This is a genomic window from Phenylobacterium sp. (assembly GCF_025934275.1).
Lineage (GTDB): Bacteria > Pseudomonadota > Alphaproteobacteria > Caulobacterales > Caulobacteraceae > Phenylobacterium.
Genome location: NZ_JAICYI010000054.1, coordinates 1 through 25,646, shown reverse-complemented (window position 1 = coordinate 25,646; position 25,646 = coordinate 1). Strand labels below are relative to the sequence as shown.

The window sequence follows — 25,646 nt, the reverse complement described above, 5'->3', positions numbered from 1 at the left end:
TTCGATTGGATCTTGTCGCCCATCGCCTCGATGGCGTGCGGATTGGGGCCGATGAAGACGATGCCGTTGCTCTCGAGCGCCCGGGCGAAGGTGGCGTTCTCGGAGAGGAAGCCGAAGCCCGGGTGCACCGCGTCCGCGCCGGTCCGCTGGCAGGCGTCGATGATCTTGCCGGCGTCGAGGTAGGACTGTGCGGCGGGCGCCGCGCCGATGAACACCGCCTCGTCGGCCATCTCGACGGCCAGGGAATCCGCGTCGGCCTCGGAATAGACCACCACGGTGGCGAGGCCCATCCGGCGGCAGGTCTTGATGATCCGCACGGCGATCTCGCCGCGATTGGCGATCAGGATCTTGGAAAACATGACCTTCGCGTTAGACGCCGCCGGCAGGGTTGGCAATTCTCACGCGGGGTCAGCGCCCAGGCGTTTCCAGCGGGCCCCGGGGCTCCTACATTTGCGCCCATGAGCACGACCTCCCCATCCGGCTTCGACCTGACCCCGCCCAGCGAGGCGGAACGCAAGCGCCTGGAGGCGGACCTCAGCCCGGAAGAAGCCGACGTCCTCCTGCACCACGGCACCGAGGCGCCGTTCTGCGGCGGCCTCCTGGCCCAGAAGGAGGACGGGGTCTACGGCTGCCGGCTGTGCGGGCTGCCGCTGTTCCGGCACAGCAAGAAGTTCGAGAGCGGCACCGGCTGGCCGTCGTTCTGGGCGCCGTTCGACGAGGCGCACGTGACCGCCGTGCGCGACGTGAGCTACGGCATGGTGCGCATCGAGACCCGCTGCGCGCGCTGCGGCAGCCACCAGGGCCACGTGTTCCCCGACGGGCCGCCGCCCACCGGCCTGCGCTACTGCATCAACTCGGTCTCGCTGGAGTTCACGCCCAGGGGCGCCGATCTGCGCGATCCCCTCGGCCGCGGCGACAACGCGGCGCTGAAGGCCTCGGCCGGCGCAGCGTAGACCCTCGCGCCCGATCACCCCTCGAGCATCGCCAGCGCGATGTCGATGACCGTAAGGTTCATCGGACAGGCGATTCCGTCTTCGGCGAACCAGGCGGTCGACAGGCCCGCATGGGCGATGATCCACCGCAACAGCCGCCGCCGGTCGAGCCTCGCCAGGCCGGCGACGATCTCCAGCCGGCGTGCGAGGCGGCCGGGGCCGAGGGCGACGGCTTCGTCCGGATTGCGGAACAGGTTGGCGTAGTCGTAGCCGCGTTCGCCCACCAGCCCCTTCGGATCGATCGCCAGATAACCGAGCGGCCCGAAATCGAGGATGTTGCCGTGGTGGATGTCGCCGTGCAGAACCGCAACCTCCTGCGGCTGGGCGAGCAGCCCGGCGGCGGTGCGCCAGGCGGTCTCCAGGCGACCGCCCTGCGATGCGGCCGCTTCCAAGGCGGCGAACCAGGGCGCAAGCGGACGCAGCGAGGCCGGCGGCGGCGCGGATCTTGGGCGGTGCAGGGCGAGCGCCGCGGCGCAGATGATCCCGCACGCCCGATCGTCCTCGCCGCCCTGCGCCATCCGCACCAGCGAGTCGTCGCCCTCGGCCCGCAGCATCAGGATCGCCGGACCCTCGTGCGCGAGCACCGGGGCCGCGCCCTCGCCGGCCCACCAGGTCATCAAGTCCGCCCCGCGCCGCTCCTCCGGCTCGGTGGCGATCTTCAGCATCGCCGGCGCGCCGTCCTTGCGCACCGGCGCGAGCCGGCTGCGGCTGACCTCGGTGACCATCGGCGCGCCGTCGGGCTTGAGATTCCAGCGGCTGAGCCAGGGCTCGAAATCTGTGGATGACAGCTCCATGCGACGATCCGCCCCCGAAGCTTGGCCGCCGGCGCAGAGCTAGCCTCCCGGGGTCCTGAAGACGCCCTTCAGGCCACGTTCAGCCGCCTCCCAGCAAGCTCAAATCCCATGAAGCTATCGCCCGCCCAAGCCCGCGCGCATGTCGACGAGGTGCGCGAGACCAGCGTCACCGTCCTGCAGGGCCTGATCCCGACGGAGACCATCGACGCCTGGAACCTGGCGTTCGGGCCGCTGCTGGCCGCCGCCGTCAGCCGCGAGGGCGACAACCCCAACCGCGGACCGCACCGCTATTACGTCACGCTGCCGTTCCACGGAGTCTGGGCGGACCCGGGCATCGTCGACAACGACGCCGTCATGGCGGTGGTGGAGGCGCTGGTGGGAGACGACGGCGTCATGTGCCAGCTCGCCACCGACACCCCCCTGCTCGGCTCCGAGCACCAGGACCTGCACCGCGACACCCAGCTGCTGTTCCCGGAGAGCGGCGTCGAGACCCCGCCCTACCAGCTCGCCGTGAACTTCCCGCTGATCGACGTCACCGACGACACCGGCCCGATGGAGTATGCGCCGGGCACCCACATGCTCTCCAAAGCCGACGGCATGCGGCGGATCGAGAGCGGCGAGATCCCGCTGGTGAGGGCCTACATGCGGCGCGGCGACGTGATGATCCGCGACGTGCGCCATATCCACCGCGGCACGCCGAACCGCTCGACGACACCCCGGCCGATGGTGGTGGTGGGCTACTCGCGCCGCTGGCTGCACCGGCCGGAGGTCAACATCCGTGTCCCGGCCGAGGTGCTGGTCGGCCTGCCCGAGCGCGCCCGCCGCTGGCTGCGCCACAACCCGGTGTTCGAGAGCCGCGCCGAGGCGGCCCGCGAAGAGGAAAGCTACCGGGCGTTCGCGTACTAACAATGCTCCCCCTCAGGGGGAGCTGTCGCAGGAGCGACCGAGGGGGGTTCCGCTCAGAATGCGCAGCTGCGAGTCTGCGACGGAAACCCCCTCCGGTCCTTCGGACCACCTCTCCCTCACGGTGAGGAGCCAGCTACCGCGACTTGCCGGTATCCGTGCTCGCCGAAGTCCCCGTGCGGCTGGATGTCGAGTTGCGTGGCTCGCCCTCGCCGGGAGTGGGCCCGGTCTTGCCCACCATGTCGGCCTCCCGCATCTGCTGCGCGAGCACGCTGTCGCCATAGCCGCGCGAGGGCGTGGTGAGCGGATTGCCTTCCTGGATGCGCAGGTTGTTCTGCACGTGGCGCACGCCCGAAACGTCCTCGACGATGCGCTCGGCGCGGTGCTTGGCCTCGCGGTTCTCCACCGTGCCGGAGAGCGTCACCTCGCCGCTGGAGACGGAGACCGAGATGTTCGAGGCGTCGAGCCACGGATCGTCGGTCAGCCGCTCGTGCGCCTCCTCGTTGATCCGCTCATCCGGGCGCTGGTAGCCCTTCGGCCCCATGCCCTGGTAGCCGCGGCCGCGGTCGCTCCGCTCTTCCTCCCGGCCGGTGTCGCCGCCGCCGAACCAGGAGGCGACCCGCTCGCCGGCGCGGCGGAAGAAGTCGCCCGCCTCGCGGCCGCCGCGCTCGAAGCGCTCGGTGCGGTCGCTATCGCCGCGGTAACGGTCCCGGTCTCTGCCCTCGTCCCGCGGCAGGCCGAAGCGGCCCTCCGGGTAGCGCTGGCGCCCGCTGTCGCCGTAGCCGCCGGCGCCGCCGGTCACCATCGGGGTCGGCCGCGAGTAGTTTTCCGAGCCGCGGCCGCGACGGCTTTCGGCCTCGTCGGCGTCATAGCCACGCGGCGCCTCGCCGTAGTCGCGCCGGCCCTGGCTCCATTCCTCGCGGTAGATCGCCTCGCGGCCGGCGTCGCCGTAGTAGCGGCCGCCGCCGGAGCGCTCGCGGTCGCCGCCCTCGCCGTAGCCGTGGTCGCGCTCGTAGCGCTCGGCCCGGCGCTCGAGATCATACTCGTCATGCTCCATGGCCGGGCTCACACCGCCGTAGTCGCGGTCCTGCCAGCCGCCGGAGCGCCAGTCGGAGCCGCCGCCGCGACCCGCTGAGCGCTCGCCCTCGCCGCGATAGGCGCCGCTGCGGCCAGGCCGGTAGCCTTCGCCCGCGCCGTAGCGGCCGCCCGCGCCGGAGGCGCCGCCGCTGGCGCGCGTCCCGCCATAGGCGCCGCGGCCCTGCGACCAGTCCTCGCCGCCATAGCCCATGCCGGTCTCGCGCTCGCCGAACACCCGGTCGCGGTCGGGGCCGCTGCGGCGGGCCTCGAAGCGCCTGCGGTCTTCGTCGTCGGAGTGGCTCCAGCTACGATCCTCGCCGCCCTCGAAGCGGCGTTCGTCCTCGCCGCGGCCATAGTCTTCGGACCGCCGCCAGTCGCGCTCCCGCCACCGGCGGTCACGCTCGTCCATCCATCTGTCGGCCATTGGGGAATCTCCCGGAAAGGTGAAGGCATGGGCCTCTGCGACCCTGCTCGCACAACCGGGGCCTTGCGCGCGTTGTTCCGGCGTTCGCGGCGGCTAAAGCGGAATGTTGTCGTGCTTCTTCCAGGGATTGGTGAGCTCTTTGCCGGCGAGGTTCTTCAGGGCCTTGACGACGCGGCGGCGGGTGCCGTGCGGCATGATCACGTCGTCGACGTAGCCGCGCGAGGCGGCGACGAACGGATTGGCGAAGCGGGCCTTGTACTCGGCCTCGCGCGCCGCGATCGCCTCGGGATCGCCGATCTGCGAGCGGAAGATGATCTCCACCGCGCCCTTCGACCCCATCACCGCGATCTCCGCGGTCGGCCAGGCGTAGTTGATGTCGCCGCGGATGTGCTTGGAGCTCATCACGTCGTAGGCCCCGCCGTAGGCCTTGCGGGTGATGACCGTGATCTTCGGCACCGTCGCCTCGGCGAAGGCGAACAGCAGCTTGGCGCCGTGGCGGATCAGGCCGCCCTGCTCCTGCCTGGTCCCCGGCATGAAGCCCGGCACGTCGACGAAGGTGATCAGCGGGATCGAGAAGGCATCGCAGAAGCGCACGAAGCGCGCCGCCTTGCGGCTGGCGTCGATGTCGAGCACGCCCGCCAGGACCTGCGGCTGGTTGGCCACAACGCCCACCGGCTGGCCGTCAAGCCGCGCGAACCCGACGATGATGTTCTTGGCGTAGTCCGGCGAAATCTCTAGGAAATCCGCCTCGTCGACGACCTTCAGGATGAGCTCCTTCATGTCGTAGGGCTTGTTCGGATTGGCCGGCACCAGGGTGTCGAGCGAGGGCTCCTCGCGATAGGGCTCGTCGAAGCTTTCGCGGACCGGCGGCTTCTCGCGGTTGCAGCCGGGCAGGAAGTCGACCAGCCGGCGGACCTGGGTCAGCGCCTCAAGGTCGTTCTCGAAGGCGCCGTCGGCGACGCCGGATTTCAGGGCATGCACGCGATAGCCGCCGAGCTCCTCGTGGCTGACCTCCTCGTGGGTGACGGTCTTCACCACGTCGGGGCCGGTCACGTACATGTAGGAGGTGTCCTTCACCATGAAGATGAAGTCGGTGATGGCCGGCGAATAGACGTCACCTCCGGCGCACGGCCCCATGATCACGCTGATCTGCGGGATGACACCAGACGCCAGGGTGTTCTCGAGGAAGATGTCGGCGTAGCCCGCGAGGCTCTCGACGCCTTCCTGGATGCGCGCGCCCCCGGCGTCGAACAGGCCGATGATCGGCGCGCCCACCTTCATCGCCTGGCGCTGCACCTTGAGGATCTTCTGGGCGTGCGCGCCGGAGAGCGAGCCGCCGAACACCGTGAAGTCCTTGGAGAAGACGAACACCACCCGGCCGTTGATGCGGCCCCAGCCGGTGATCACGCCGTCGCCCGGGATCTTCTGCTCGGCCATGCCGAAGTCGGTCGCCCGGTGCTCGACGAACATGTCGAACTCCTCGAACGAGCCCTCGTCGAGCAAGAGGTCGATGCGCTCGCGGGCGGTGAGCTTGCCCTTGGCGTGCTGGGTCTGGATGCGCCGCTCGCCGCCGCCCTGGCGGGCGTTGTCGCGCCGCTTCTCGAGCTCTTCGAGGATCTCTTTCACGCTTGGCCCTTCACGGAACTGTCGCCGAAGGCGTAGTCGCGAGGCGCCGCCCGCGCAAGCTCGCCCAACGGCGCGTCAGGACGGGCGCAGCGCCCGGAACCAGCGCTCGAGCATCCGCGCCTCGTCGGCCAGGCGCTGGGCCCGCTCGGCCGCCTCCTCGTCGTGGCCCCACCTCTCCGCCTGCCAGCTCTCGTCCAGGTGCGAGAGCTGGAAGGCCTGCTCGCCGGTCAGCCAGCCGCGCTGCAGGGCGATCGCCAAGATCGCCGAACCGAACAGCGCCGCCCCGAAAGCGAGGCCCACCAGGCTGAAGTCGTCGAGCGCGAGCGCGAGCGCCCGCACCTGCTGCAGGGTGGCCTGCGGCTGCGGCTGGTGGACGATGCCGGCGGCGCGGATGAAGGAGAGCTTCGCCTCGGCCTCGATCCACGCCAGCACCGGGCCCCAGTGATGCTGCTGGCGCTCGACCAGCGCCTGCGGCGCCTCGGCCCAGTAGCAGAGCAGGTCGGAGGCCGCGTAGCCGGCGACCACCTCGGCCGTGCCGCTCCTGGCCGACGGCGCCGCCTCGATGGCGGTGTTGGCGAGCCGGGTGGCGTGCATCAGCGGGAGCTCGAGCAGCTCGCCCTGTCCCGCCCACTCCTCGGCCACCTGATCCGCCAGCGCCCGGGTGGGCAGCACGAGACGGCCCCCTTTCGGCGTGCGCACCGGCCGGCCGTCCAGCCTCACCGCAAAACCGCCATCCTGCTCGGCCACCTCTACCGTCTTGTAGAAGCGTCGGGGTTTTTCAATGGGTTCGCGGTAACCTCTGGCCAAGGGTTCGATTCCGAATGGCGACCGAGGGCCGCGCGACGCACGTGGAATGGATATGAACCGTCCTGGATGCAAGGAGGGGATGCATGGCGATGCCTGATCGTGAGCTGGCGGGCGCGATCGCCGCCACGCGGTTCGGCCTCGGCGCGCGGCCGGGCGAGATCGGCGAGGCGACGCGCGATCCGCGCGGCTGGCTGAAGGCGCAGGTCCGCGCCGAGGGCGCCGACCTGTTCCCGACCGGCGGCGAGACGGCCGCCCGACGGATCGCCGACCTGCGCGAGTTCCAGCAGTCGCGGCAGATGGCCAAGCGTGAGATCGCCGGCGACCCGCAGACGGCTGCGGAGGCGCGCGACCCGGTCAAGCTCGCCCAGAAGATGCTGCGCCAGGACACCGCCGGCGACTTCCTGGCGCGGACCCAGCTCGCCGCCACCACGCCGGCCGGCTTCCGCGAACGCTGGGCCCTGTTCTGGAGCAACCATTTCACGGTCGCCGCGAACAAGCTGCAGACCGCCACCGTGGTCGGCCCCTTCGAGACCGAGGCCATCCGACCGCACGTCTTCGGGCGATTCCAGGACCTTCTTATCGCCGCCGAGACCCACCCGGCGATGCTGCTCTACCTCGACCAGGTGCAGTCGGTCGGCCCGGACAGCCCGCTGGCGCAGCGCGCAGCGGGGATCGGCCGGCGCGGCGTGGGCGCGCGCCTGCAGCCCGTGGCGCAGCGCACGCTGGGGCTGAACGAGAACCTCGCCCGGGAGATCATGGAGCTGCATACCGTGGGCGTGCGCGGCGGCTACACTCAGGCCGACGTGACCGAGTTCGCCCGCGCCATGACCGGGCTCTCGATCGGCGGATTCCGCGGTCCCGAGGCGGAGATCGGCGCGCCGGTGTTCCGGCTCGCAGCACACGAGCCCGGCGAGCGCAGCGTGATGGGCGTGCGCTACCGGGCGGGCGGACGCGAGCAGGTGGGCGCGATCCTGACCGACCTCGCCGCCAAGCCGCAGACCGCGCGCTTCGTCTGCGGCAAGATCGCCCGCCATTTCGTCGCCGACGAGCCGCCGCCGGCGCTGGTCGCGAGGCTGGAGAAAGCCTGGATGGGCTCGGGCGGCGACCTCGCGAAGGTCGCCGAGGCGCTGATCGCGGCGCCGGAGGCCTGGAATCCGAATCCCGCGAAGTTCAAGACCCCCTATGAGTTCCTGGTCTCCAGCTACCGGGCGGCGGCGGCGAGCCCGCAGGGGATCCAGCAGGTCGCGCCGATCCTGACCGCGCTCGGCCAGAAGCCGTTCGCGCCGGGCTCGCCCAAGGGCTGGCCGGAGGACGCCGGCGCCTGGGCCGCGCCCGACGCCGTCGTCAAGCGCATGCAGTTCGCACAGGGCTTCGCCGCCCTCTTCGTCCAGGGCCGCGACCCCAAACGGCTCGCCGCCGAGGCGCTCGGCGCGCGGCTCTCGCCCGCCACCGCCGCCGCCGTCGCCCGGGCCGAGAGCCGGCCCGAAGGCTTCGCCCTCCTTCTCATGTCGCCGGAGTTCCAACGCCGATGACCCAAATCACCCCCTCGCGCCGCAACGTGCTCGGCGCGGCCGCCGCGTTCGGCGTCTCGCTGCAGTTCCTGGCCGCCCAGGCCTTCGCCGCGTCCGAGGGCGCGCTGGAGAAGAAGAAGTTCGTGTTCGTGATCTGCCGCGGCGGCATGGACGGGCTGACCGTCGCCCCGCCCCTGGGCGATCCGGACTATGCCGGCCTGCGCGGCCCGATCGCGCTTGGGGACGAGGCGCTGAAGCTGGACGGGACCTTCGCCCTGCACCCGTCGCTCGCGGCCGCCTGGCGCCTCGCGAGGGCGGGCGAGGCGCGGATAGCGCCAGCCGTCGCCACGCCAGACCGCGCCCGCTCGCACTTCGAGGCGCAGGACGTGCTGGAGACCGGCGCCGCGGCGGTCTACGCCGAGAGCTCCGGCTGGCTGAACCGCACGGTGGAGACCCTCGCCAGGGCTCGCAAGGTCAGCGCGCTCTCGGTTGGGCCCACCGCGCCGCTGGTGCTGCGCGGCAAGGCGCCCTACGCCTCCTGGTCGCCCGGCCACCTGGTCGACGGATCGGCCCGGCTGCCCGCCCTGCTGCAGGACCTCTACAAGGACGATCCCCTGCTCGGCCCGGCGCTGGCGCGCGGCCTCGCCACCGAGGCGATGGCGGCGCAGGCGATGGCCAGCGTCGGCCATGCCGGCGAAGCCGCAGCGATGATGCCTTCGGCGGCGCCCGGCGCCGGGGCGCGCTCCCTGCAGCAGCAGGGCCAGGCGGCGGCCCGCCAGCTCGGCGAGACCCTCGCCGGCTTCATGAAGGCGCCCGGCGGTCCGCAGATCGCCGCCATCTCGCTTGACGGCTTCGACACCCACGCCAACGAGGGCGCGGCGCAGGGCCAGCTCGGCGCCCGCCTCGCTTATCTGGATGCGGTGCTGGACGGCCTGCATCAGGGGCTCGGTCCGGACTGGAAGGACACTGTCGTGATCGCCGCCACCGAGTTCGGCCGCACCGCGCGCGTGAACGGCACGGGCGGCACCGACCATGGCACCGCCTCGACGGCGCTGCTGCTCGGCGGCGCGCTGAAGACGGGCGGCATCGTCGGCGACTGGCCGACCCTTAAGCCCTCGACGCTGTTCGAGAACCGCGACCTCGCCCCCACCCTCGACATGCGCGGCCTGTTCAAGGGCGTTCTGGCCGAGCACCTCGGCGTCGACCGCGCCGCGCTCGACCAGACGATCTTCCCCGACAGCGCCGCGACAAGGCCAGTGACCGGCCTGGTTTAGGACAACCGCGGAAGCGCGGAAAAGCGCGAAGATCCGAGTCCTTCCGCGTCGCCCGCGGCCGATTATCGCCGGCGGCGCGCGAAGGGTTCGGGATCGGCTTCGTGCTCGTCGAAGCCGAACCCCTCGAAGCCGGCCTTGAGCTCGGGGCTGATCGGGGCCTCGAGCATGAGCGTCCCGCGCGAGGGATGCGGCAGCACCAGCCGCCGGGCGTGCAGCTGCAGCTTCAGTCCCCCGGAGAGCGCGTCGGAGGCCTCGGTCCGGTACTTGGGATCGCCGAGGATCGGGTGGCCGATCGCCAGCATGTGGGCGCGCAGCTGGTGGGTGCGCCCGGTGTGCGGCCACAGCGCCATCCAGGCGACCTTGTCGGCGGCGCGCGCGAGGGTGACGAACTCGGTCTCGGCGCTCTCGGCGCGGGGGTCCTTGGGCTCGGCCGGGACCATCATCTCGCGGTCGCCGACGCCCTTCTTGGCGAGCGGCAGCTCGAGCACCCCTTCCGCCGGTTTCGGCAGGCCCGCGACCAGCGCCCAGTAGGTCTTCTCCGTCCGACGCCGGGCGAAGGCGCCGGCGAGCCTGGCCGCGGCGGCCGGCGTCTTGCCGAGCACCAGCACGCCGGAGGTGTCGCGGTCCAGCCGGTGGACGAGCCTCGGCCGCTCGATCCCCTCTCCCCAGGCGGACAGCAGCCGGTCAACGTGGCGGGTGGTCTTGGTGCCGCCCTGCACGGCCAGGCCGGAGGGCTTGTTCAGCGCCAGCACCTCCTCGTCCTCGTAGATCACCAGAGACTTCGCATAGGCGGCGTCGCGCGGATCGAGGCCGTCCCGCGCTGCCTCGGGCGGCCGGTCGGGGAGCGGCGGCACGCGCACCTGAACGCCGGCGTCCAGGCGGGTGTCGGGCCTGGCGCGACCGCCGTTCACCCGCACCTGGCCGGAGCGGATCAGCCGGGCGAGCTGGCCCTGGGTGAGGTGCGGCCAGCGCCTCCGGAACCAGCGGTCGAGCCGCACGCCCGCCTCGGCCGCGCCGACGGTGATGGTGCGGACCTCGCGCATCGGCGGGTTATGCGAGGAGCGCCTCTTCGTGTCACCCCGTCCCGGGATCGGCGCGGCACATGGAGAGCCCTCTGCGAGGTCGGAGAGGGCTGCTCCTTTGCGTCGCTGTCGGGCCTAGAACCGATGGTCGAAGGCGATCGACCAGACGTCGGCGTGGCCGTTGGCGCCGTGGGTGAACTCCTCGCGGGTGTAGTCGCCCCGCACGCCGTTGACGCCGTCCCAATGCCACTGCGCGCCCAGGCCGTAGTTCCATGAATCGCCGCTGCCGGAAGCCGAGAGCCCGCTCACCGGGCCGGCGACGCCGCCCACGGCGACGTCCTCGACCTTGATCTTGCTGTGGCCGTAGCCGATGCGCCCCAGCACGTCCCATTGCGGCGACAGCGGCAGGAAGCCCACGACATAGCCGGCCTCGGCATCGGACAGCTTGGTCTTGCCGGTCACCGGGACGCCGCCGATCGTGGTGGAGAAGTTGTCGCTCTTGACGCCGCCGCCGAGCTCGCCCTCGACGCCCAGCCAGTTGTTGAACCGGTAGCCGAGCCGACCGCCGATGGCGCCCAGGTTCTGGCCGGACGTGTGGATGTCGGCGTAGCCGAGGTTGGCGTAGAAGCCGGTCGGGGCGGCGGCGGTCTGGGCCGCGGCGAGACCGGGCACGGCGGCGCCGAAGACGGCGGCGGAAGCCGCCGCAGCCATGAGAGATTTCATATCGTTGGAACTCCTACTTGGGCGCGAACAGCTCCCCCAGAGCCTCCCGCAGGTGGGCGACAAACACCGGCGGGGCTGTGTTGGTTCTGCGGCCGAGCTGTGTTGGGGCCCGACCTGTGGCCGTGCGGCCACATCGCTTGCGGCGCCTGCGTCAGCGCGTGCTATCACTCGCCCAGCCAGCCGGAGGGCCCCCGTTGCCGCAAGCCGTGATCGCCGCCACGGGACTCTACGCCCCGCCCCACAGCCTCTCGAACGCCGAACTTGTGGCGACCTTCAACGCCTATGTGCAGCGCTTCAACGAGGCCAACGCGGAGGCCATCGCGGCCGGCGAGGCCGAGGCCTTGCAGCCGTCGTCGGTGGAGTTCATCGAGAAGGCCTCGGGGATCAAGTCGCGGTTCGTGGTCGACAAGCGCGGCCTCGTCGATCCCGAGCTGATGCGCCCGATCATCCCCGAGCGGTCGAACGACGAGCTTTCGGTGCTGGCGGAGATCGCCGTCGAGGCGGCCAGGGATGCGCTGGCCCGCTGGGGCAAGCCGGCCAGCGAGATCGGCGCGGTGATCTGCGCCGCCTCCAACATGCAGCGGGCCTATCCGGCCATGGCCATCGAGGTGCAGCAGGCCCTGGGGATCGGGGGCTTCGCCTTCGACATGAACGTCGCCTGCTCCTCGGCGACGTTCGGCATCAAGACCGCCGCCGACTTCATCGCCGCGGGCTCGGCCGGAGCCGTGCTGATGGTCAATCCGGAGATCTGCTCGGGCCATCTCAATTTCCGCGACCGCGACAGCCACTTCATCTTCGGCGACGTGGCGACGGCGGTGATCCTCGAGCGCGAGGACCAGGCGCGCGACGGCTGGGAGATTCTCGGCGCGCGGCTGAAGACCCAGTTCTCCAACAACATCCGCAACAACTTCGGCTTCCTGAACCGCTGCGCGCCGGAGGGCATCGGCGCGACCGACAAGCTGTTCGTGCAGGAGGGCCGCAAGGTGTTCCGCGAGGTGGTGCCGATGGTCTCCGAGATGATCCTGGCGCATGCGGCCGACCTTGGGATCGAGACCGCCAGGCTGAAGCGGCTGTGGCTGCACCAGGCGAACATCAACATGAACGAGCTGATCGGCCGGCGCGTGCTCGGCCGCGAGCCCGAGCCCGGCGAGAACGTCATCATCCTTGACGAGTTCGCCAACACCTCCTCGGCCGGCTCGATCATCGCCTTCCACAAGGCCAACGACGACTTCGCGGCCGGCGAGAGCGGCCTCATCTGCTCGTTCGGCGCCGGCTATTCCGCGGGCACGGTGTTCGTCCGCAGGCGGTGAGTTGCTTTCGACCCCGCCTCCGGTGATCCTTCGGCCGGCCACGCTCGAGGACGCCGGCGCCATATCGGTGATCCATCGTCGGGCTGCGTTTCTGCCGCCGCGGCACACGGCCGAGGAGAACCTGCGGTTCGTCCGCGACCGGCTGATGCGCGAGAACCGGACCTGGGTGGCTGAAGCCGGCGGCGAGGTGGTCGGCTACATCGCCTTCAACGACGGCTGGGTCAGCCATCTGTTCGTTCATCCCGATCACCAGGGGCAGGGCTGCGGGCCGGCGCTCCTGGCCCACGCCATGGCCGACCGCCGCGAACGGCAGCTCTGGACGTTCGAGAGGAACGTCCGTGCGCGGAAGTTCTATGAGGATCGCGGCTGGGTGCTCGCCGAACTCACCGACGGGCGGGGCAACGAGCACAAGGAGCCTGAAGTCCGCTATGTCTGGCGGCCCTGAAGGCGCGCCTCCTCACGACCAAGTCGCCGGCCGGCCGGCCGGCCCGCGGGCTGACCCTGAGCCTCACCAGGCTGCGACAGTCGATCGCCTGCTCCGCTCCGGAGCTTCGCTTCAGCGCTGAGGGCGCCGACCTGGTTCGGTCGGCGCCCTCGATCCGTGCAGATGAGCCCCTGCCTCCGGCTCCGCCTGGTCAGTAGGCGGCCCAGGCGAATATCCGCAAGGTATTGTTGTCGGAGGCATTGGCCCCAGCGCCGTCGAAGTTCTTGCTGGCGCCGTTGAAGCGCTCGTAGATGGTGTACTGCACGCCCACCCGCATGTTGAAGCGCGGACCGAGCGGGCTCTTGCCGCCGCCCCACGGCGTGGCGTCGAGCTGCAGGGTCACCCCGCTGCTTTCCGGCTTGAACGTGCGGTTGTCCGGGAAGAGGTCGGGATTGGCCGGCCCCCAGGTGTCGAACAGACCGACCGTGGCGCCGATCTTGTCGCGCCAATAGTAGGAGGCATCCAGCCGCAGGTCCTGCAGGTGCGTGCCGGTGCAGTCGCCTCCGGGCGTCGCGGCCAGGATGCAGGTGGCGTTGAGCGCCTGGCGTTCGTGCAGGTAGCGGGCGTCGACGGCGATGACATCGCCGTTGTCGCGGGCCTTCTGATAGGAGGCGTCGAGCCCAAGGTCGGTGTAGCGGTCGATGGCGCCGCTGTCGCGATCGCGGCCCGGATGGAGGTCGGTCCGCATGCCGAAGACGCCGACCTCGACCTTACCGTCCGCCAGCGTCCTCTGGTAGGCCAGCCGGCCGTAAGGTGCGATCCCGTCGATATCGCCCGGGTCCAGGGGATCGGCCCCAAGGCGGTGCAGGGTCGACGCGCCCGGCGACCAGTAGCCGCCAAGTTCGAGATAATAGGTGGAGTCGATCCAGGTATAGGCCGTGAGCCCCAGCGTTTCCTGCGCGAGGCCGCCGACGAACAACGGGGAGGCCGACGGCGACGGAGCGAGCGCCGAGCTCGTGAAGGGGAAGCCCCACGCCGGCAGCGTGTTCCAGGCGTCCTGCACGCTTGGCGAATTGTTGAAGCTGAGGCCGAGGACGACCTCCTTGTCCTTCACGTGGGTGACGGTGACCGCCCGCAGGTCGAGGTTGTCCCACGTCCAGGCGCGTGCGACCCCGTCGTACGTGGTCTGGACGAACCCGCCGAAGTGCGAACCCAATCCGCCGGCGAGGAACAGGCTCACCTGGTCCACCGCGGCGTTGTTGTTGGTCGAGAAGTGCTCGGCGGGCGGCTCCGCCTGGTTCTTCTGGGTGTTGACGTACGAGGCGACCGCCATGGCCGAGAACGGCAGGGTGAAGGCGTCGTTCGCACGCTCCGTGTAGCCGTGCAGCTTGAACTCACGCCCGTAGGGCGTCAGCTGCGGGCCGAAGCCGCCGACATGGCAAGCCTGGCAAGCCTTGTTCGTCTGCACGGCGAAGGCGGGAACGGCCATGGCCGATCCGGCGCTCACGAACAGCGCCGCGACCGCCATGACCGCAGTGAATCGAATCCGACGCAAGACCTGCATGAGAAGCCCCCCAATGCTTGCGATTACGAATGGGTGTACTTGTCGCACCAGCCGGAAGCCTGGATCGTGCCCTCGACGGACTTGCAGGATTGGGGCGGCTGGAAGTCCCTGCAGGTATTGCAGGCGTGGCCCGCCTTCGGGTGGGTCTGATACTCCACCGAGGCTTGTGAGCTCTTGGCAGGTCCCGCCATCGCCGCGCTCGCAGCGCCCAGGACCATCGTGCCCATCGCCAGGGTCGCGGCTCCGGTGAGCACGCGGCGGCGGGAGAGATCAAGTGTAATGAAGGTCATCTCCGACACTCCAGATAATCCGGCGGCTTGCGAATATTCCAGCCGCGTCTTGATTTCTTGCGCCTTTCCGCCAGCTGCTCGTTGATCTCAATCAACAGAGACGAGCGAAATCGCGAATTGGCGGAGATGCTTCCCGGAAGAGGCGGAGCGCGAATGGTCCCTAGGATCGGGATCCGCGATAAGGGGCGCGATCGGTGACCGCGCACGGCGCACAGGAGGTCATGTAAATCCCTAACCGCCCTGCGGGCCGGGGGAGGAACTGCTGGGCGGATGCGTCGCCTTCCATTGCATGCAGCGCAACACCCGGGCCCGGACGGAGGGGTGGTCGTAGAAGATGATCTCCTCCAGCCGCGAGGGTGAATCGTAGCGGTACTCGATGGTCTTCACGAGCGCCTTGGCCAGACCGTCCGGTTCGTTGAAGTGGGTGAGCGAGAACTGGTCGGCGTCCGCTTCGATCGCGCGGGTCACCGAGCTCTGGATGGGCGTGCCGATCAGGGTGACGACCGCCAGGATGATCCACACCACCGGCAGGCCGGCGGGGTCGGCGAGCCCGCTCACGCCCTTCGCGCCCGTCCAACCCGCCACCAGCCCGAAGGTCCGGTCGACGATGAAGAAGGAGACCAGCGCCATCAACCCGTCGGCCAGCGCCAGCCAGTAGATGTGGCCGTGCACGTAGTGGCCCATCTCGTGGCCGACGACGCCGCGCACTTCGGCCAGGTCGGCGTCCTTCTTGAACATCACGTCGCTCATCGCGACGCGGGCGGTGGATCCGACGCCCGCGACATTGGCGGTGTAGCGGTTCGACTGCTTCGAGCCGTTGTAGATCAGGATCTTGTCGTAGGGGACGCCGACCTGCTTGGCCATGGCGACCACCTCCTCGCGCACCGGCCCGGGCGGCGCGGGCGTGTAGGTGTTGAACAGCGGCTCCAGCAGCACTGGCGAAAGCAGGCTCTGCAGCAGGAAGCCGGCGGCGATCAGGACGCCGCCCCACAGCCACCAGGTGCGCGGCGCGCGGCGCACGAGCCAGTAGAGAAGCGCCACCAGGACCGTGGTGGTGGCGATCCCGATCAGGTTCACGGTCAGGTGCTGGGAGAGCCACCCTGCGAACGGCCGGCCGGTCAGGCCATAGAGCCTCTCGCGCCACCAGTGCGCATAGGCGTCCCAAGGCAGGGACAGGATGAGCTCGATGACGCCGTCGACGACCGCGACGGCGACGACCGCCAGCCAGACGCGCGGCTTGCCGCGTTCGACGCCGTTGCGGACCCGCACCAGCACCCCGGTGCGCAGCACGATCCAGGCGACCAGGATCGCGACCAGCGTCCCCCAGAGCAGCAGCCAGTGGCCGCCCTGGGTGTAGGCCTTGGCCTTCTCGTGCAGGGCTGGCGGCAGCTGCGCCAGATAGGCCGCGGTGGCCGCGACCGGATCGAACCCCTGGGCCATCACCGCCCTCCCGACTTCCCCGCCGGCAGGAGGCCCCGGACTGCGGCGCTTGTCACGTGGAATTGCCGCGCGCCCAGGCGGCGATGCGCGCGTTTGCCTCGGCAAGCCGAAGCCCGCTAGCTTCCACGCATGAGCGAGCGGCTGACAGCGTGAGCCTGCGTGAAGGCGCCGCCCTGGGGCTGGCCGCGCTGAGCCTGGCGGCCTGCGGCGACCCGGCATGGCGCAACCCGGCCGCCGCCGGCGTCTCCACCGCGCTCGCGCCTGACGTGCAGGCGGTGCTCGACGAGAACGCCCGGGCCGGGCGGGCCGCCGTCCACACCGACCATGCCAGCCCCGCCCCCCTGCCGCCGCCGCCGGCCTGGGCGCAGGGCCTGATCGGCCGCAATGTGCGTCAGGCGTATCCGCGAACCGGCGCCTGCGTCGGCAACACCGACGGCGTGGCGAGCCGCTTCGGATCGGGCCGCGCCGGCGCGCGCGTGGTGGGCTGGGGCTGGGATCCGGACCAGCAGGCGCCGATCGGCCGCGTCGTGCTGGTCGACGAGGACTTCCGCATCGTCGGCGCGGGCGACACCGGCATGGTGCGCCGCGACGTGCCCCGCGCGATGCCGGCAATCACATCGCTGATCACCGGTTGGAAGGCGATCACCTCCAGGGTCGCCGGACCGCTCGACGCCTATGGCGTGAAGTCGGACGGCCAGACCATCTGCAAGCTGGGTCATCTTGAGCTCTGAGGGCCGCATCGCCGCGCCCGCCGCGCTTCCCGGCGAGCCGCGCTGGATCGCAAGCGCGCTCTACGCCGCGCTCGCCGCCGCCCTCGCCTGCTGGCCCGCCTGGCCCGGGCTGATGTCCTACGACAGCCTCTACGCCTGGCAGGAGTCGCGGACCGGGATCGCCACCATGCTGTGGCCGCCGCTGCACGCCTACCTGTTCTGGCTCAGCGCGCGGCTCGGAGCCGGCGTATGGGGGCTGTTCGGCGTCCAGGCCTTCCTGCTGTTCTTCGCGGCCGGGATCGCCGCCAACCTGATGCTGCGGCGGGGGCTGTGGGCGGCGGCGGCGCTGGCGGCCTTCGCCGCGGCCTTCGCCTACGTCCCCGAACTGCTTGGCACGCTGATGGCGCAGTGGCGCGACGTGACCACCGCCAGCTTCACGCTCGCCGGGCTCGCGGCGTGGCTGCTGGCGGCAAAGCGCCGCTCGGCGGCGGCGCGGGTGCTCGCCGCGGCGCTCTTCGGGCTGGCCGCGGCGCTGCGCTACAACGCCGTCCTGCTGCTCGCGCTGATCGCGCCGCTGATGGTCTGGCGGCCCTATCTGCAGCCCGCGCCGCCGGCCCGCGCCCGCTGGATCGCGGCCGGCGCATTGGTCCTCGGGCTGGCGCTCGCCTGGGGCTCGACGCAATGGCGCCTGCCGGACCTGGTGAGACTGCCCTCGGCGCACAATTTCGCCGGCACGCAGGAGTTCGACCTGATCGGAATCTCCGCCTGCGCGGATGCCGACGAGCTGCCGCCGGGGCTCACCGACGGCTGGCCGATCTCGCCCCGGCAGATCCGCAAGGCCTACGACCCCCGCCACCTGCAGATTGCATTCCGCGCCGTCCCCGGCCAGCCGCGGATCCTGGAATCCGACGCCGGCGGCGAGGTCGAGCGCGTCTGGCCCCGCGCCGTCAGGCGGCATCTCGGCTGTTATCTCGCCCACCGCGCGGCGGTCTTTGTGCAGCAGATGGGCTTGGCGCGGGGCGCGGTCTTCTATCCCGCGCACCTGCAGATCGATCCCAATCCGTACGGCTTGCGGCCATCGCATCCGCAGGCGCTGGCGAAGGTCGGGGGCTACATCGAAAGCCGCGCGCCGGAGCTGTGGCGCAGGCCGTTCTGGCTCTACCTCCTGGCGGTCGTCGTGGTGGGCGCGCTGTGGCTGCGCCGGGCGCCGCAGGCGCTGCTGGGCGCCGCTGTCCTGGGGGGCGTCTACGCCTATCCGGCGCTGCTGTTCGTGGCCGCCCCGGCGGCGGACGCCCGCTACATCTTCCCCTCGAGCGTGCTGGCGGCCTGGCTGATCGCCGTCGGGATCGCGCTCATCCTCGACCAGCGCTCGGCGGAGCGGGCGGACGCGCTCGACGCGCTCCTGGCGGCCGCCACCGCCAGGGACGTCAGAGCCGCTTCTCGAGCACCAGGAAGCTGAGGTCGTCGCGCTTGGGCTCGCCCAGCCGCGGATCGCCGTAGGGGAACGGCCGCGTCTCCCCGGTAGGGGCGTATCCGCGCCGCGCGTACCAGGCGATCAGCTCGGCGCGGACCGAGATCACCGTCATGCGGATGCGCCGCGCGCCCTGCGCCTTCGCCGCCGCCTCGCCGGCGGCCAACAGCTCGCGCCCGAGCTTGCGGTTCTGCAGATCGGGCCGGATCGTCAGCATGCCGAGATACCAGGTCGCCGCGTCGTCTGCGGGCTCCAGCCGGACGCTGCCCAGCGGCGGGCCGTCGGGCGCGTCGCGCAGCACCAGCAATTGCGCGGACGGGTCGGCGGCGAGATCGCCGGCGAGGCTCGCCGCGTCCGTGCGCTGGCCGCCGATCAGGTCGGCCTCGGTGGTCCAGCCCTGGCGCGAGCTCTCGCCGCGATAGGCGCCGTTCACCAGCGCGGCGAGCGCCGGCAGGTCCGCCGGCCCGGCGGGATAGAGCGGCATCTCCCGCTAGCGGTCCTTCTCCCGCTCGCCGATGGCGGCCTGGGCGGCGGCGAGGCGGGCGATCGGCACGCGGTAGGCCGAGCAGCTCACGTAATCCAGGCCCACCTCTTCGCAGAAGGCGATCGAGGCCGGATCGCCGCCGTGCTCGCCGCAGATGCCGAGCTTGACGTCGGGCCGGACCTTGCGCCCGCGATCCTCGGCGATGCGGATCAGATCCCCGACGCCTTCGGTGTCGAGGCTGACGAACGGGTCCTTCTCGAAGATGCCCTTCTCCAGGTAGGCGCCCAGGAACCGGCCGGAATCGTCGCGGCTGATCCCGAAGGTGGTCTGCGTCAGGTCATTGGTGCCGAACGAGAAGAACTCCGCGTATTGCGCCAGGTCGTCGGCCCGCACCGCCGCTCGCGGCAGCTCGATCATCGTTCCGACCTTGTAGTCGATCGCTCGCCCCCGCTCCTCGATCACCGCCTTGGCCGTGCGGTCGGTGAGTTCGCGGAGGAACTTCATCTCCTCGCCCTTGGCGACCAGCGGATGCATGATCTCCGGGATCGGCGCGGTCTTGCCCGAGGCGGCGATCTCGCAGGCCGCCTCGATGATCGCGCGCACCTGCATTTCGTAGATTTCGGGATAGGCGACGCCCAGCCTGCAGCCGCGGTGGCCGAGCATGGGGTTGACCTCGTGCAGCTCCTGCGCGCGGCGAAGCAGTTTCTTGGCGTCGAGGCCGGTCGCCTCGGCGACCGCGGCCACGTCCTCCTCGGTGTGCGGCAGGAACTCGTGCAGCGGCGGGTCGAGCAGCCGGATGGTCACCGGCAGCCCCTCCATGATCTGGAACAGCTCGACGAAGTCGGCGCGCTGCATCGGCAGGATCTTGGCGAGCGCGGCGCGGCGGCCCGCCTCGTCGTCGGCCAGGATCATCTCCCGGACGGCGGCGATCCGGTCGGGATCGAAGAACATGTGCTCGGTGCGGCAGAGCCCGATGCCCTCGGCCCCGAACTGCCGCGCGGTCCTGGCGTCGAGCGCGGTCTCGGCGTTGGCCCGCACCTTCAGGCGGCGCACCGCATCCGCCCAGCCCATCAGGGTCGCGAAGTCGCCGGACAGCTCCGGCTCGACCATCTTGACCGCCCCGGCCAGCACTTCGCCCGTGGATCCGTCGATGGTGATGATGTCGCCCGCCTGGAAGCTCCGGCCGCGGGCGCGGAACTCGCGAGCCTTGAGGTCGATGCGGATCTCCCCGGCGCCGGACACGCACGGCCGGCCCATGCCGCGCGCCACGACGGCCGCGTGGCTGGTCATGCCGCCGCGGGCCGTGACGATGCCGCGCGCCGCGTCCATGCCGCGGATGTCCTCGGGGCTCGTCTCCTCACGCATCAGGATGACCGCCTCGCCCGCGCCGCCCAGCCGCTCGGCCTCCTCGGCGGTGAACACCACCTTGCCGGTGGCCGCGCCCGGCGAGGCCGGCAGGCCGTTGGCGATCACCTCGCGCGGGCTGCCCGGATCGATGGTCGGGTGCAGCAGCTGATCGAGGCTCTGCGGGTCGACACGCATCACCGCCTCTTCCCGGCCGATCAGGCCCTCGGCCGCGAGGTCCACGGCGACCTTCAGCGCCGCCTTGGCGGTGCGCTTGCCGTTGCGCGTCTGCAGCATGTACAGACGCCCCTTCTCGACCGTGAACTCGATGTCCTGCATGTCGCGGTAGTGGCGCTCCAGCGTCTCCACGATCGACTTGAACTGGGCGAAGACGTCCGGCAGCGCCTCCTCCATCGAGGGGTTCTTCTCGCCCATCTCCTCGCGCGTGGCGCGCGTCAGCGCCTGCGGCGTGCGGATGCCGGCCACCACGTCCTCGCCCTGGGCGTTGATCAGGAACTCGCCGTAGAGCTTGTGCTCGCCGGTCGAAGGGTTGCGGGTGAAGGCGACGCCGGTGGCCGAGGTCTCGCCCATGTTGCCGAACACCATGGCCTGCACGGTGACCGCCGTGCCCCAGCTTTCCGGGATGTCGTGCATCCGCCTGTAGAACTTCGCCCGGTCGTTCATCCAGCTTGCGAACACCGCGCCGATCGCGCCCCAGAGCTGGGCGTGCGGATCCTGCGGGAAGGGTTTGCCGAGCTCGCCCTCGACGGCCCGCTTGTAATCGGCGACCACCGCCTCCCAGTCCTCGGCGGAGAGCGCGGTGTCGACGCCGACGTCGAGCCGCTCCTTATGCTCGTCGAGGATCTCCTCGAACATGTGGTGGTCGAGGCCCAGGACCACGTTCGAGTACATCTGGATGAAGCGCCGGTAGCTGTCGTAGGCGAAGCGGCGGTCGCCCGCGAGCCTGGCCAGCCCTTCGGCGGTCGCATCGTTCAAGCCGAGGTTGAGGACGGTGTCCATCATCCCTGGCATCGAGGCGCGCGCGCCGGAGCGGACCGAGACCAGCAGCGGATTGGCCGGATCGCCGAACCGCTTCTTGGTGATCGCCTCGACGTGCTGCAGGCCGGCTGCGACCTGCGCCTCCAGCTCGGCGGGGTAGGCGCGGCTGTTCTCGTAGAAGTGGGTGCAGCACTCGGTGGTGATGGTGAAGCCCGGCGGCACGGGAAGGCCCAGCGCCGACATCTCGGCGAGGTTCGCGCCCTTGCCGCCAAGCAGGTTCCGCATCGAGGCGTCACCCTCGGCGCGGCCGCCGCCGAAGGCATAGACCCAACGCGTCTTCACCGTCGTCCCGGGCATCCCGCTCACCCCGCCACCTGACTGAAGTCCGCGACCCGGCCCATGGCGTCGCGCACCTTGGCTAGAAGCCGCAGACGGTTGTCGCGTTCCGCGGCGACCTCGGAGTTGACTAGCACCTTGTCGAAAAACGCGTCCACCAGCGCACGCAGCGCCGCCAGCTCGCGCATCGCGGCCTCGAAATCCTCGGTCTTGAGCGCCTTGCCGATCTCGAGCTCGGCGTGGCCCAGGGCGTTGATCAGGCCCGCCTCTTCCGGCGGCGCGGCCTTCATCTCGGCGGGCTCGCCCGCGGGCAGCGGCGCCTTCTTTTCCTCGGCCTTGAGGATGTTCACCGCCCGCTTGTAGCCCGCGAGCAGGTTGGCCCCGTCCGCAGTCTGAAGGAACTGGTCCAAGGCGTTGACGCGGCTGACGATTCGCACCAGGTCGTCGTCGCCAAGCGCGAACACCGCATCCACCAGGTCGTGCCGCTGGCCCTCCTCGCGCAGCAGCACCTTCAGCCGATCGGCGAAGAACGCCAGCAGCTCGTCCGAGACGAAGCTCTTCAGCGGCAGCCGCGTGCGCGATTGCAGCAGGATGCGGATCACGCCGATGGCGGCGCGGCGGAGCGCGTAGGGATCGCGGCTGCCGGTGGGCTTCTCGCCGATCGAAAAGAAGCTCACGAGGGTGTCGAGCTTGTCTGCCAGGGCCACGGCGGCGGCCACCGCCTGCACCGGCACGGCGTCGGCCGGCCCCTGCGGCTTGTAGTGATCGCGGATCGCGTCGACCACCTCCGGGTCCAGCCCCTCGGCCTGGGCGTAGTAGCCGCCCATGATCCCCTGCAGCTCGGGGAATTCGCCGACCATGCCGGAAACCAGGTCCGCCTTGCAGAGCCGCGCGGCGAGCACCGCCTTCTCCCGGGTGGGCGCATCGTCGCGCACGAAGCGCGCCAGCTCGGCGGCGAGCGCCTCGATGCGCGTGACCCGCTCGTACATGGTCCCAAGCCTGGCGTGGAAGGTGACGCCCTTCAGCTTCGGCAGCCGATCCTCCAGGCGGATCTTCCTGTCCTCCTCCCAGAAGAACCGCGCGTCGTTCAGGCGCGCCGAGAGCACCCGGGCGTTGCCGGCGGCGATCGCCTTGCCGCCGTCCTCGGCCTCGATGTTGGCGACGGTGACGAAGTGCGGGACGAGGAAGCCCGAGCGCGCGTCGCGCAGGGCGAAGTAGCGCTGGTGCACGCGCATGGAGGTGCGGATCACCTCCGGCGGCAGATCGAGGAACGCGGGATCCATGTCGCCGAGGATCGGCGTCGGCCACTCGGCGAGGCCGGCCACCTCGTCCAGCAAGCCCTCGTCCTCGACCAGCTCGAAGCCGCGCGCGAAGGCCAGCGTGCGGGCGGCGTCCATGATCACCGACTTCCGCTCCTCCGGATCGAGCAGCACGAAGTGGCGGGACAGGCCGTCCTGGTATTCGTCGAAGTCGCGCGCCCGGAACGGCTGCGCTGAGCCCATGAACCGATGGCCCTGGGTGACCTCGCCGCTCTCGATCCCCTCGATCTGGAACGGCACCACCTCGCGGTTGAAGACGCACAGGATGCGGTGCAGCGGCCGCACCCACCGCAAGCTCCCGTCCGCCCAGGTCATCGACTTCGGCCAGGGGAAGCTGCGGACGATCTGCTCCACGATCTCGGCCGCGATCGCGGGCGTCGGCTGGCCGGGCTTCTCGACGGCGGCGAAATAGGCGCCGTCGCGCTCGACGAGCTGATCGCGCGACAGCCCCGTGGCGCGAAGGAAGCCCTCGATCGCCTGTTCCGGCGCGCCGACGCGCGGCCCCTTGCGCTCTTCCTTGCGGTCGGCCTGGGCGAGCGGCAGGCCTTCGGCCACCAGCGTCAGCCGCCTGGGCCCCGCGAAGGTCTTCAGCGCCTCGGGGATGAAGCCCTCGGCCGCCAGCCTCTCGCGCGCCATGCGCTCGAGGTCGCGCGCCGCCTGCGCCTGCATGCGTGCGGGGATCTCCTCGGAAAAGAGTTCGAGAAGCAGCTGGGGCATTACTGATCGACGGGCTCAAGCGGCGTGGGCGCGAGCGCCCTAAGCTGCGCCGGTGCGTAGCCAGCTAAGCCAAGAGCAATCACGGCGCCGGCGACAGCGGCTCGCATCACGCGTCAGCCCCTTCGTTCGCCACCCAGGCCTCGGCGCACATCTTGGTCAGCTCGCGGATGCGGCCGATGTAGCTCTGCCGCTCAGCCACCGCGATCGCGCCGCGGGCGTCCATCAGGTTGAAAAGGTGGCTGGCCTTCAGGACGTGGTCGTAGGCGGGCAGGACGGTCGCCTGGCCCTGCGGCGCGCGGCCTTTCAGCAGCTCGGGAACCGTCCGCTCCATATCGTCGAACTGCCGCTTCAACGTCTCCACGTCGTAAAGATGGAAGTTGGCTTCCGAGTGCTGGCGCTCGTTCTCCAGGAACACCTCGCCGTAGGTCATCGGCGCGGGCCCGTCGGGATCGTTGAAGGCGAGCTCGCTGAAGTGGTCGACGCCCTGAAGGTACATGGCGAGCCGCTCCAGGCCGTAGGTGATCTCCCCCGCCACCGGGCGCACGTCGAGGCCCCCAACCTGCTGGAAGTAGGTGTACTGGCTGATCTCCATGCCGTCGCACCAGACCTCCCAGCCGAGGCCCCAGGCCCCGACCGTCGGGTTCTCCCAGTCGTCCTCGACGAAGCGGATGTCGTGCAGCCGGGCGTCCAGCCCGATCGCCGCCAGGGAGCCCAGATAGAGCTCCTGTTGGTCGGGCGGGTTGGGCTTCAGGATCACCTGGTACTGGTAATAGTGCTGCAGCCGGTTGGGGTTCTCGCCATAGCGGCCGTCGGCCGGACGGCGCGACGGCTGCACATAGGCGGCCCGCCACGGTCTGGGCCCGAGGGCGCGCAGCACGGTCGCCGGATGCAGGGTGCCGGCCCCCACCTCCACATCGTGCGGCTGCAGGATCACGCATCCCTGACGGCTCCAATAGTCGTGCAGTTTCAGGATCAAACCCTGAAATGAGAGCGGCTTGTCAGGCATCGGGGCGGCCAGGCCTTCGCAGGCGCAAAAAGGTCGGCGGACCTATAGGGCCCGCCGACCTTGGCTTCAAGCCGAACCGGCGCGCGGGATCAGTTGCCCGTGGGCTTGGTGTGCTTGCCGGCCCGCGACATCGGGCCGCCGTACTTCGCGCGGTTCTCCGGGGTGTCCGGCACCGGACCGTTGGTCACCGTCATGTTGGTGAAGCTGGCGTTCGCGCCGGCGCTGGTGGCCGAGGTGGCCTCGGTGGTCGTCGTCGTGGTGGTCGTGGCGGCGGCCCCCTTGGCGTCGGTCGTGCTCGGCGAGGCCGGCGCGCTGCCGGGCGCAGGGCCGCTGGTGGCGGGGCCGGTCCCGGTGGCGGGCGCGCCCGCTCCGGTCTGGGCGTAGGCGACGCCGGCGGCGAGCAGCGAAGCTGCGGCGGCGCCGGCAAGATACTTCAGGTTCATGGCTCAGGACTCCTCTAGCCGCGTCCGAAGCCCCACCCCGTTCGCCCTCTCCTACTCTCAGCGGCGCCGCTTGGTTCCCGATGGCTTCGCAGGAGATTTCGTCTCCGCCTCGGCGGCCGGCTTCTCCTCCGTCGCCGGAGCGCTGGCGGAGGCCTGGGCGGCGGCTGTGGCCGCGGCGATCGCCTCGGGCGACATCGGCTGCAGCACGTGGTCCACCACATGGATCACGCCGTTGGAGGTGCGCACGTCCGCCTGGACGATGTCGGCGTTGTCCGCCTTCAGCGGCTGGCCGGTGCCGTCCAGCAGGATCTGGTCGCCGGCCACCGAGGTCACCGGGCCCTTGGCGTTCTTGAACTTGCTGGTGTCGACCACCGCGTTGATGATCTGGTGGGTCATCAGCTTCTGCAGCTGGGTCGGATTGTTCATCAGCTGGCTGAGCTCGCCCTGCGGCATGGCGGCGAACGCCGCATCGGTCGGGGCGAAGACCGTCAGGTTCGAATGGGTCTTCAGGACCTGCGTCAGGTTGGTGGAGTCCAGCGCCTTCAGGAAGGTCTTGAACTGCCCAGAGGCGGCGAGCGTCTGGACCAGGTCGCCGCTCGGGACGACGGGCGCGGCGCTCGCGGACGCGGCGGCGGG

General features: G+C 70.7%; 24 protein-coding genes. 8 read left to right on the top strand and 16 right to left on the bottom strand.

The window, feature by feature from the left end; genetic code table 11:
• Window positions 1-359, bottom strand: a 359-nt coding sequence (locus tag Q0W60_RS13600) for a biotin carboxylase N-terminal domain-containing protein (RefSeq protein WP_297696476.1), incomplete at its 3' end; no start/stop codon positions are given.
• A 99-nt stretch (window positions 360-458) separates the two neighbouring features.
• On the opposite strand from Q0W60_RS13600, the gene msrB reads away from it, so the two are divergent.
• The gene (msrB, locus tag Q0W60_RS13595; protein ID WP_297696474.1) at window positions 459-953 is read left to right on the top strand and encodes a peptide-methionine (R)-S-oxide reductase MsrB; all 495 of its coding nucleotides are present in this window, start codon (window positions 459-461) and stop codon (window positions 951-953) included.
• A 14-nt stretch (window positions 954-967) separates the two neighbouring features.
• On the opposite strand, the gene Q0W60_RS13590 is transcribed toward msrB, so the two are convergent.
• Window positions 968-1,786 (bottom strand): aminoglycoside phosphotransferase family protein, encoded by an 819-nt coding sequence (locus Q0W60_RS13590; RefSeq protein ID WP_297696472.1) that lies wholly within the window; start codon window positions 1,784-1,786, stop codon window positions 968-970.
• Between the two features lie 108 nt (window positions 1,787-1,894).
• Here Q0W60_RS13590 and Q0W60_RS13585 point away from each other — a divergent pair, with 108 nt between their 5' ends.
• Window positions 1,895-2,692, top strand: coding sequence for a phytanoyl-CoA dioxygenase family protein (locus Q0W60_RS13585; protein ID WP_297696470.1), 798 nt, complete (start codon window positions 1,895-1,897; stop codon window positions 2,690-2,692).
• Window positions 2,693-2,825: 133 nt separating this feature from the next.
• Here the strand turns inward: Q0W60_RS13585 and Q0W60_RS13580 are convergent, their stop codons facing one another.
• From Q0W60_RS13580 to Q0W60_RS13570, 3 genes are all read right to left on the bottom strand, one after another.
• The gene (locus tag Q0W60_RS13580) at window positions 2,826-4,190 is read right to left on the bottom strand and encodes a BON domain-containing protein (protein ID WP_297696468.1); all 1,365 of its coding nucleotides are present in this window, start codon (window positions 4,188-4,190) and stop codon (window positions 2,826-2,828) included.
• A 93-nt stretch (window positions 4,191-4,283) separates the two neighbouring features.
• Complete coding sequence (locus Q0W60_RS13575; RefSeq protein ID WP_297696466.1) at window positions 4,284-5,816, bottom strand: acyl-CoA carboxylase subunit beta; 1,533 nt, start codon at window positions 5,814-5,816, stop codon at window positions 4,284-4,286.
• A 75-nt stretch (window positions 5,817-5,891) separates the two neighbouring features.
• Window positions 5,892-6,623 (bottom strand): ATP12 family protein, encoded by a 732-nt coding sequence (locus tag Q0W60_RS13570; protein WP_297696464.1) that lies wholly within the window; start codon window positions 6,621-6,623, stop codon window positions 5,892-5,894.
• An 83-nt stretch (window positions 6,624-6,706) separates the two neighbouring features.
• Here Q0W60_RS13570 and Q0W60_RS13565 point away from each other — a divergent pair, with 83 nt between their 5' ends.
• Together Q0W60_RS13565 and Q0W60_RS13560 are read left to right on the top strand one after the other, a co-directional pair.
• Window positions 6,707-8,155: a DUF1800 family protein gene (locus tag Q0W60_RS13565; protein WP_297696462.1), complete on the top strand. Its 1,449-nt coding sequence runs from the start codon at window positions 6,707-6,709 to the stop codon at window positions 8,153-8,155.
• Window positions 8,152-9,408 (top strand): DUF1501 domain-containing protein, encoded by a 1,257-nt coding sequence (locus Q0W60_RS13560; RefSeq protein WP_297696460.1) that lies wholly within the window; start codon window positions 8,152-8,154, stop codon window positions 9,406-9,408. The genes Q0W60_RS13565 and Q0W60_RS13560 overlap by 4 nt, the downstream gene beginning before the upstream one ends.
• Before the next feature lie 62 nt (window positions 9,409-9,470).
• On the opposite strand, the gene Q0W60_RS13555 is transcribed toward Q0W60_RS13560, so the two are convergent.
• The gene (locus Q0W60_RS13555) at window positions 9,471-10,451 is read right to left on the bottom strand and encodes an RluA family pseudouridine synthase (RefSeq protein WP_297696458.1); all 981 of its coding nucleotides are present in this window, start codon (window positions 10,449-10,451) and stop codon (window positions 9,471-9,473) included.
• 114 nt (window positions 10,452-10,565) lie between these two features.
• Window positions 10,566-11,153: an outer membrane beta-barrel protein gene (locus tag Q0W60_RS13550; RefSeq protein ID WP_297696456.1), complete on the bottom strand. Its 588-nt coding sequence runs from the start codon at window positions 11,151-11,153 to the stop codon at window positions 10,566-10,568.
• Between the two features lie 194 nt (window positions 11,154-11,347).
• Between Q0W60_RS13550 and Q0W60_RS13545 the strand changes: the two genes are divergently transcribed.
• The gene (locus Q0W60_RS13545) at window positions 11,348-12,463 is read left to right on the top strand and encodes a beta-ketoacyl-ACP synthase III (RefSeq protein ID WP_297696454.1); all 1,116 of its coding nucleotides are present in this window, start codon (window positions 11,348-11,350) and stop codon (window positions 12,461-12,463) included.
• Window position 12,464: 1 nt separating this feature from the next.
• The gene (locus Q0W60_RS13540; RefSeq protein WP_297696452.1) at window positions 12,465-12,908 is read left to right on the top strand and encodes a GNAT family N-acetyltransferase; all 444 of its coding nucleotides are present in this window, start codon (window positions 12,465-12,467) and stop codon (window positions 12,906-12,908) included.
• Window positions 12,909-13,098: 190 nt separating this feature from the next.
• Here Q0W60_RS13540 and Q0W60_RS13535 read toward each other — a convergent pair whose 3' ends face one another.
• From Q0W60_RS13535 to Q0W60_RS13525, 3 genes are all read right to left on the bottom strand, one after another.
• Window positions 13,099-14,451, bottom strand: a complete 1,353-nt coding sequence (locus Q0W60_RS13535; RefSeq protein ID WP_297696450.1) for a hypothetical protein — start codon at window positions 14,449-14,451, stop codon at window positions 13,099-13,101.
• Window positions 14,452-14,474: 23 nt separating this feature from the next.
• Window positions 14,475-14,741 (bottom strand): hypothetical protein, encoded by a 267-nt coding sequence (locus Q0W60_RS13530; protein WP_297696449.1) that lies wholly within the window; start codon window positions 14,739-14,741, stop codon window positions 14,475-14,477.
• Between the two features lie 231 nt (window positions 14,742-14,972).
• Entirely contained in the window at window positions 14,973-16,181 is a 1,209-nt protein-coding gene (locus tag Q0W60_RS13525) for a M48 family metalloprotease (protein ID WP_297696447.1), read from the bottom strand.
• A gap of 149 nt (window positions 16,182-16,330) precedes the next feature.
• Here Q0W60_RS13525 and Q0W60_RS13520 point away from each other — a divergent pair, with 149 nt between their 5' ends.
• Together Q0W60_RS13520 and Q0W60_RS13515 are read left to right on the top strand one after the other, a co-directional pair.
• Window positions 16,331-16,912: a hypothetical protein gene (locus Q0W60_RS13520; protein WP_297696445.1), complete on the top strand. Its 582-nt coding sequence runs from the start codon at window positions 16,331-16,333 to the stop codon at window positions 16,910-16,912.
• Window positions 16,902-18,350 carry a hypothetical protein gene (locus tag Q0W60_RS13515; RefSeq protein WP_297696443.1) on the top strand — a complete coding sequence of 483 codons (1,449 nt, stop codon included), beginning with the start codon at window positions 16,902-16,904 and terminating at the stop codon, window positions 18,348-18,350. The genes Q0W60_RS13520 and Q0W60_RS13515 overlap by 11 nt, the downstream gene beginning before the upstream one ends.
• Here Q0W60_RS13515 and Q0W60_RS13510 read toward each other — a convergent pair.
• From Q0W60_RS13510 to Q0W60_RS13485, 6 genes are all read right to left on the bottom strand, one after another.
• Window positions 18,319-18,846 carry a GNAT family N-acetyltransferase gene (locus tag Q0W60_RS13510; protein ID WP_297696441.1) on the bottom strand — a complete coding sequence of 176 codons (528 nt, stop codon included), beginning with the start codon at window positions 18,844-18,846 and terminating at the stop codon, window positions 18,319-18,321. The genes Q0W60_RS13515 and Q0W60_RS13510 overlap by 32 nt on opposite strands.
• A gap of 6 nt (window positions 18,847-18,852) precedes the next feature.
• Window positions 18,853-21,546 carry a pyruvate, phosphate dikinase gene (ppdK, locus tag Q0W60_RS13505; protein ID WP_297696478.1) on the bottom strand — a complete coding sequence of 898 codons (2,694 nt, stop codon included), beginning with the start codon at window positions 21,544-21,546 and terminating at the stop codon, window positions 18,853-18,855.
• Window positions 21,547-21,551: 5 nt separating this feature from the next.
• On the bottom strand, window positions 21,552-23,561 hold the full coding sequence (gene glyS, locus Q0W60_RS13500) for a glycine--tRNA ligase subunit beta (protein ID WP_297696439.1): 2,010 nt from the start codon (window positions 23,559-23,561) through the stop codon (window positions 21,552-21,554).
• A gap of 106 nt (window positions 23,562-23,667) precedes the next feature.
• Window positions 23,668-24,567 carry a glycine--tRNA ligase subunit alpha gene (locus tag Q0W60_RS13495; protein ID WP_297696437.1) on the bottom strand — a complete coding sequence of 300 codons (900 nt, stop codon included), beginning with the start codon at window positions 24,565-24,567 and terminating at the stop codon, window positions 23,668-23,670.
• Between the two features lie 89 nt (window positions 24,568-24,656).
• Window positions 24,657-25,010: a hypothetical protein gene (locus tag Q0W60_RS13490; protein ID WP_297696435.1), complete on the bottom strand. Its 354-nt coding sequence runs from the start codon at window positions 25,008-25,010 to the stop codon at window positions 24,657-24,659.
• Between the two features lie 57 nt (window positions 25,011-25,067).
• The coding region (locus Q0W60_RS13485) for a fasciclin domain-containing protein (protein WP_297696434.1) at window positions 25,068-25,646 on the bottom strand (579 nt) is incomplete at its 5' end.

Bases quoted from the DNA above. Each gene is read 5' to 3' on its own strand.
- Q0W60_RS13560 (WP_297696460.1), top strand. From the start codon at position 8,152: ATGACCCAAATCACCCCCTCGCGCCGCAACGTGCTCGGCGCGGCCGCC.
- glyS (WP_297696439.1), bottom strand. From the start codon at position 23,561: ATGCCCCAGCTGCTTCTCGAACTCTTTTCCGAGGAGATCCCCGCACGC.
- Q0W60_RS13525 (WP_297696447.1), bottom strand. From the start codon at position 16,181: ATGGCCCAGGGGTTCGATCCGGTCGCGGCCACCGCGGCCTATCTGGCG.
- Q0W60_RS13585 (WP_297696470.1), top strand. From the start codon at position 1,895: ATGAAGCTATCGCCCGCCCAAGCCCGCGCGCATGTCGACGAGGTGCGC.
- Q0W60_RS13530 (WP_297696449.1), bottom strand. From the start codon at position 14,741: ATGACCTTCATTACACTTGATCTCTCCCGCCGCCGCGTGCTCACCGGA.
- Q0W60_RS13490 (WP_297696435.1), bottom strand. From the start codon at position 25,010: ATGAACCTGAAGTATCTTGCCGGCGCCGCCGCAGCTTCGCTGCTCGCC.
- Q0W60_RS13565 (WP_297696462.1), top strand. From the start codon at position 6,707: ATGGCGATGCCTGATCGTGAGCTGGCGGGCGCGATCGCCGCCACGCGG.
- Q0W60_RS13550 (WP_297696456.1), bottom strand. From the start codon at position 11,153: ATGAAATCTCTCATGGCTGCGGCGGCTTCCGCCGCCGTCTTCGGCGCC.
- Q0W60_RS13590 (WP_297696472.1), bottom strand. From the start codon at position 1,786: ATGGAGCTGTCATCCACAGATTTCGAGCCCTGGCTCAGCCGCTGGAAT.
- Q0W60_RS13535 (WP_297696450.1), bottom strand. From the start codon at position 14,451: ATGCAGGTCTTGCGTCGGATTCGATTCACTGCGGTCATGGCGGTCGCG.
- Q0W60_RS13555 (WP_297696458.1), bottom strand. From the start codon at position 10,451: ATGCGCGAGGTCCGCACCATCACCGTCGGCGCGGCCGAGGCGGGCGTG.
- Q0W60_RS13495 (WP_297696437.1), bottom strand. From the start codon at position 24,567: ATGCCTGACAAGCCGCTCTCATTTCAGGGTTTGATCCTGAAACTGCAC.
- Q0W60_RS13580 (WP_297696468.1), bottom strand. From the start codon at position 4,190: ATGGCCGACAGATGGATGGACGAGCGTGACCGCCGGTGGCGGGAGCGC.
- Q0W60_RS13510 (WP_297696441.1), bottom strand. From the start codon at position 18,846: ATGCCGCTCTATCCCGCCGGGCCGGCGGACCTGCCGGCGCTCGCCGCG.
- msrB (WP_297696474.1), top strand. From the start codon at position 459: ATGAGCACGACCTCCCCATCCGGCTTCGACCTGACCCCGCCCAGCGAG.
- ppdK (WP_297696478.1), bottom strand. From the start codon at position 21,546: ATGCCCGGGACGACGGTGAAGACGCGTTGGGTCTATGCCTTCGGCGGC.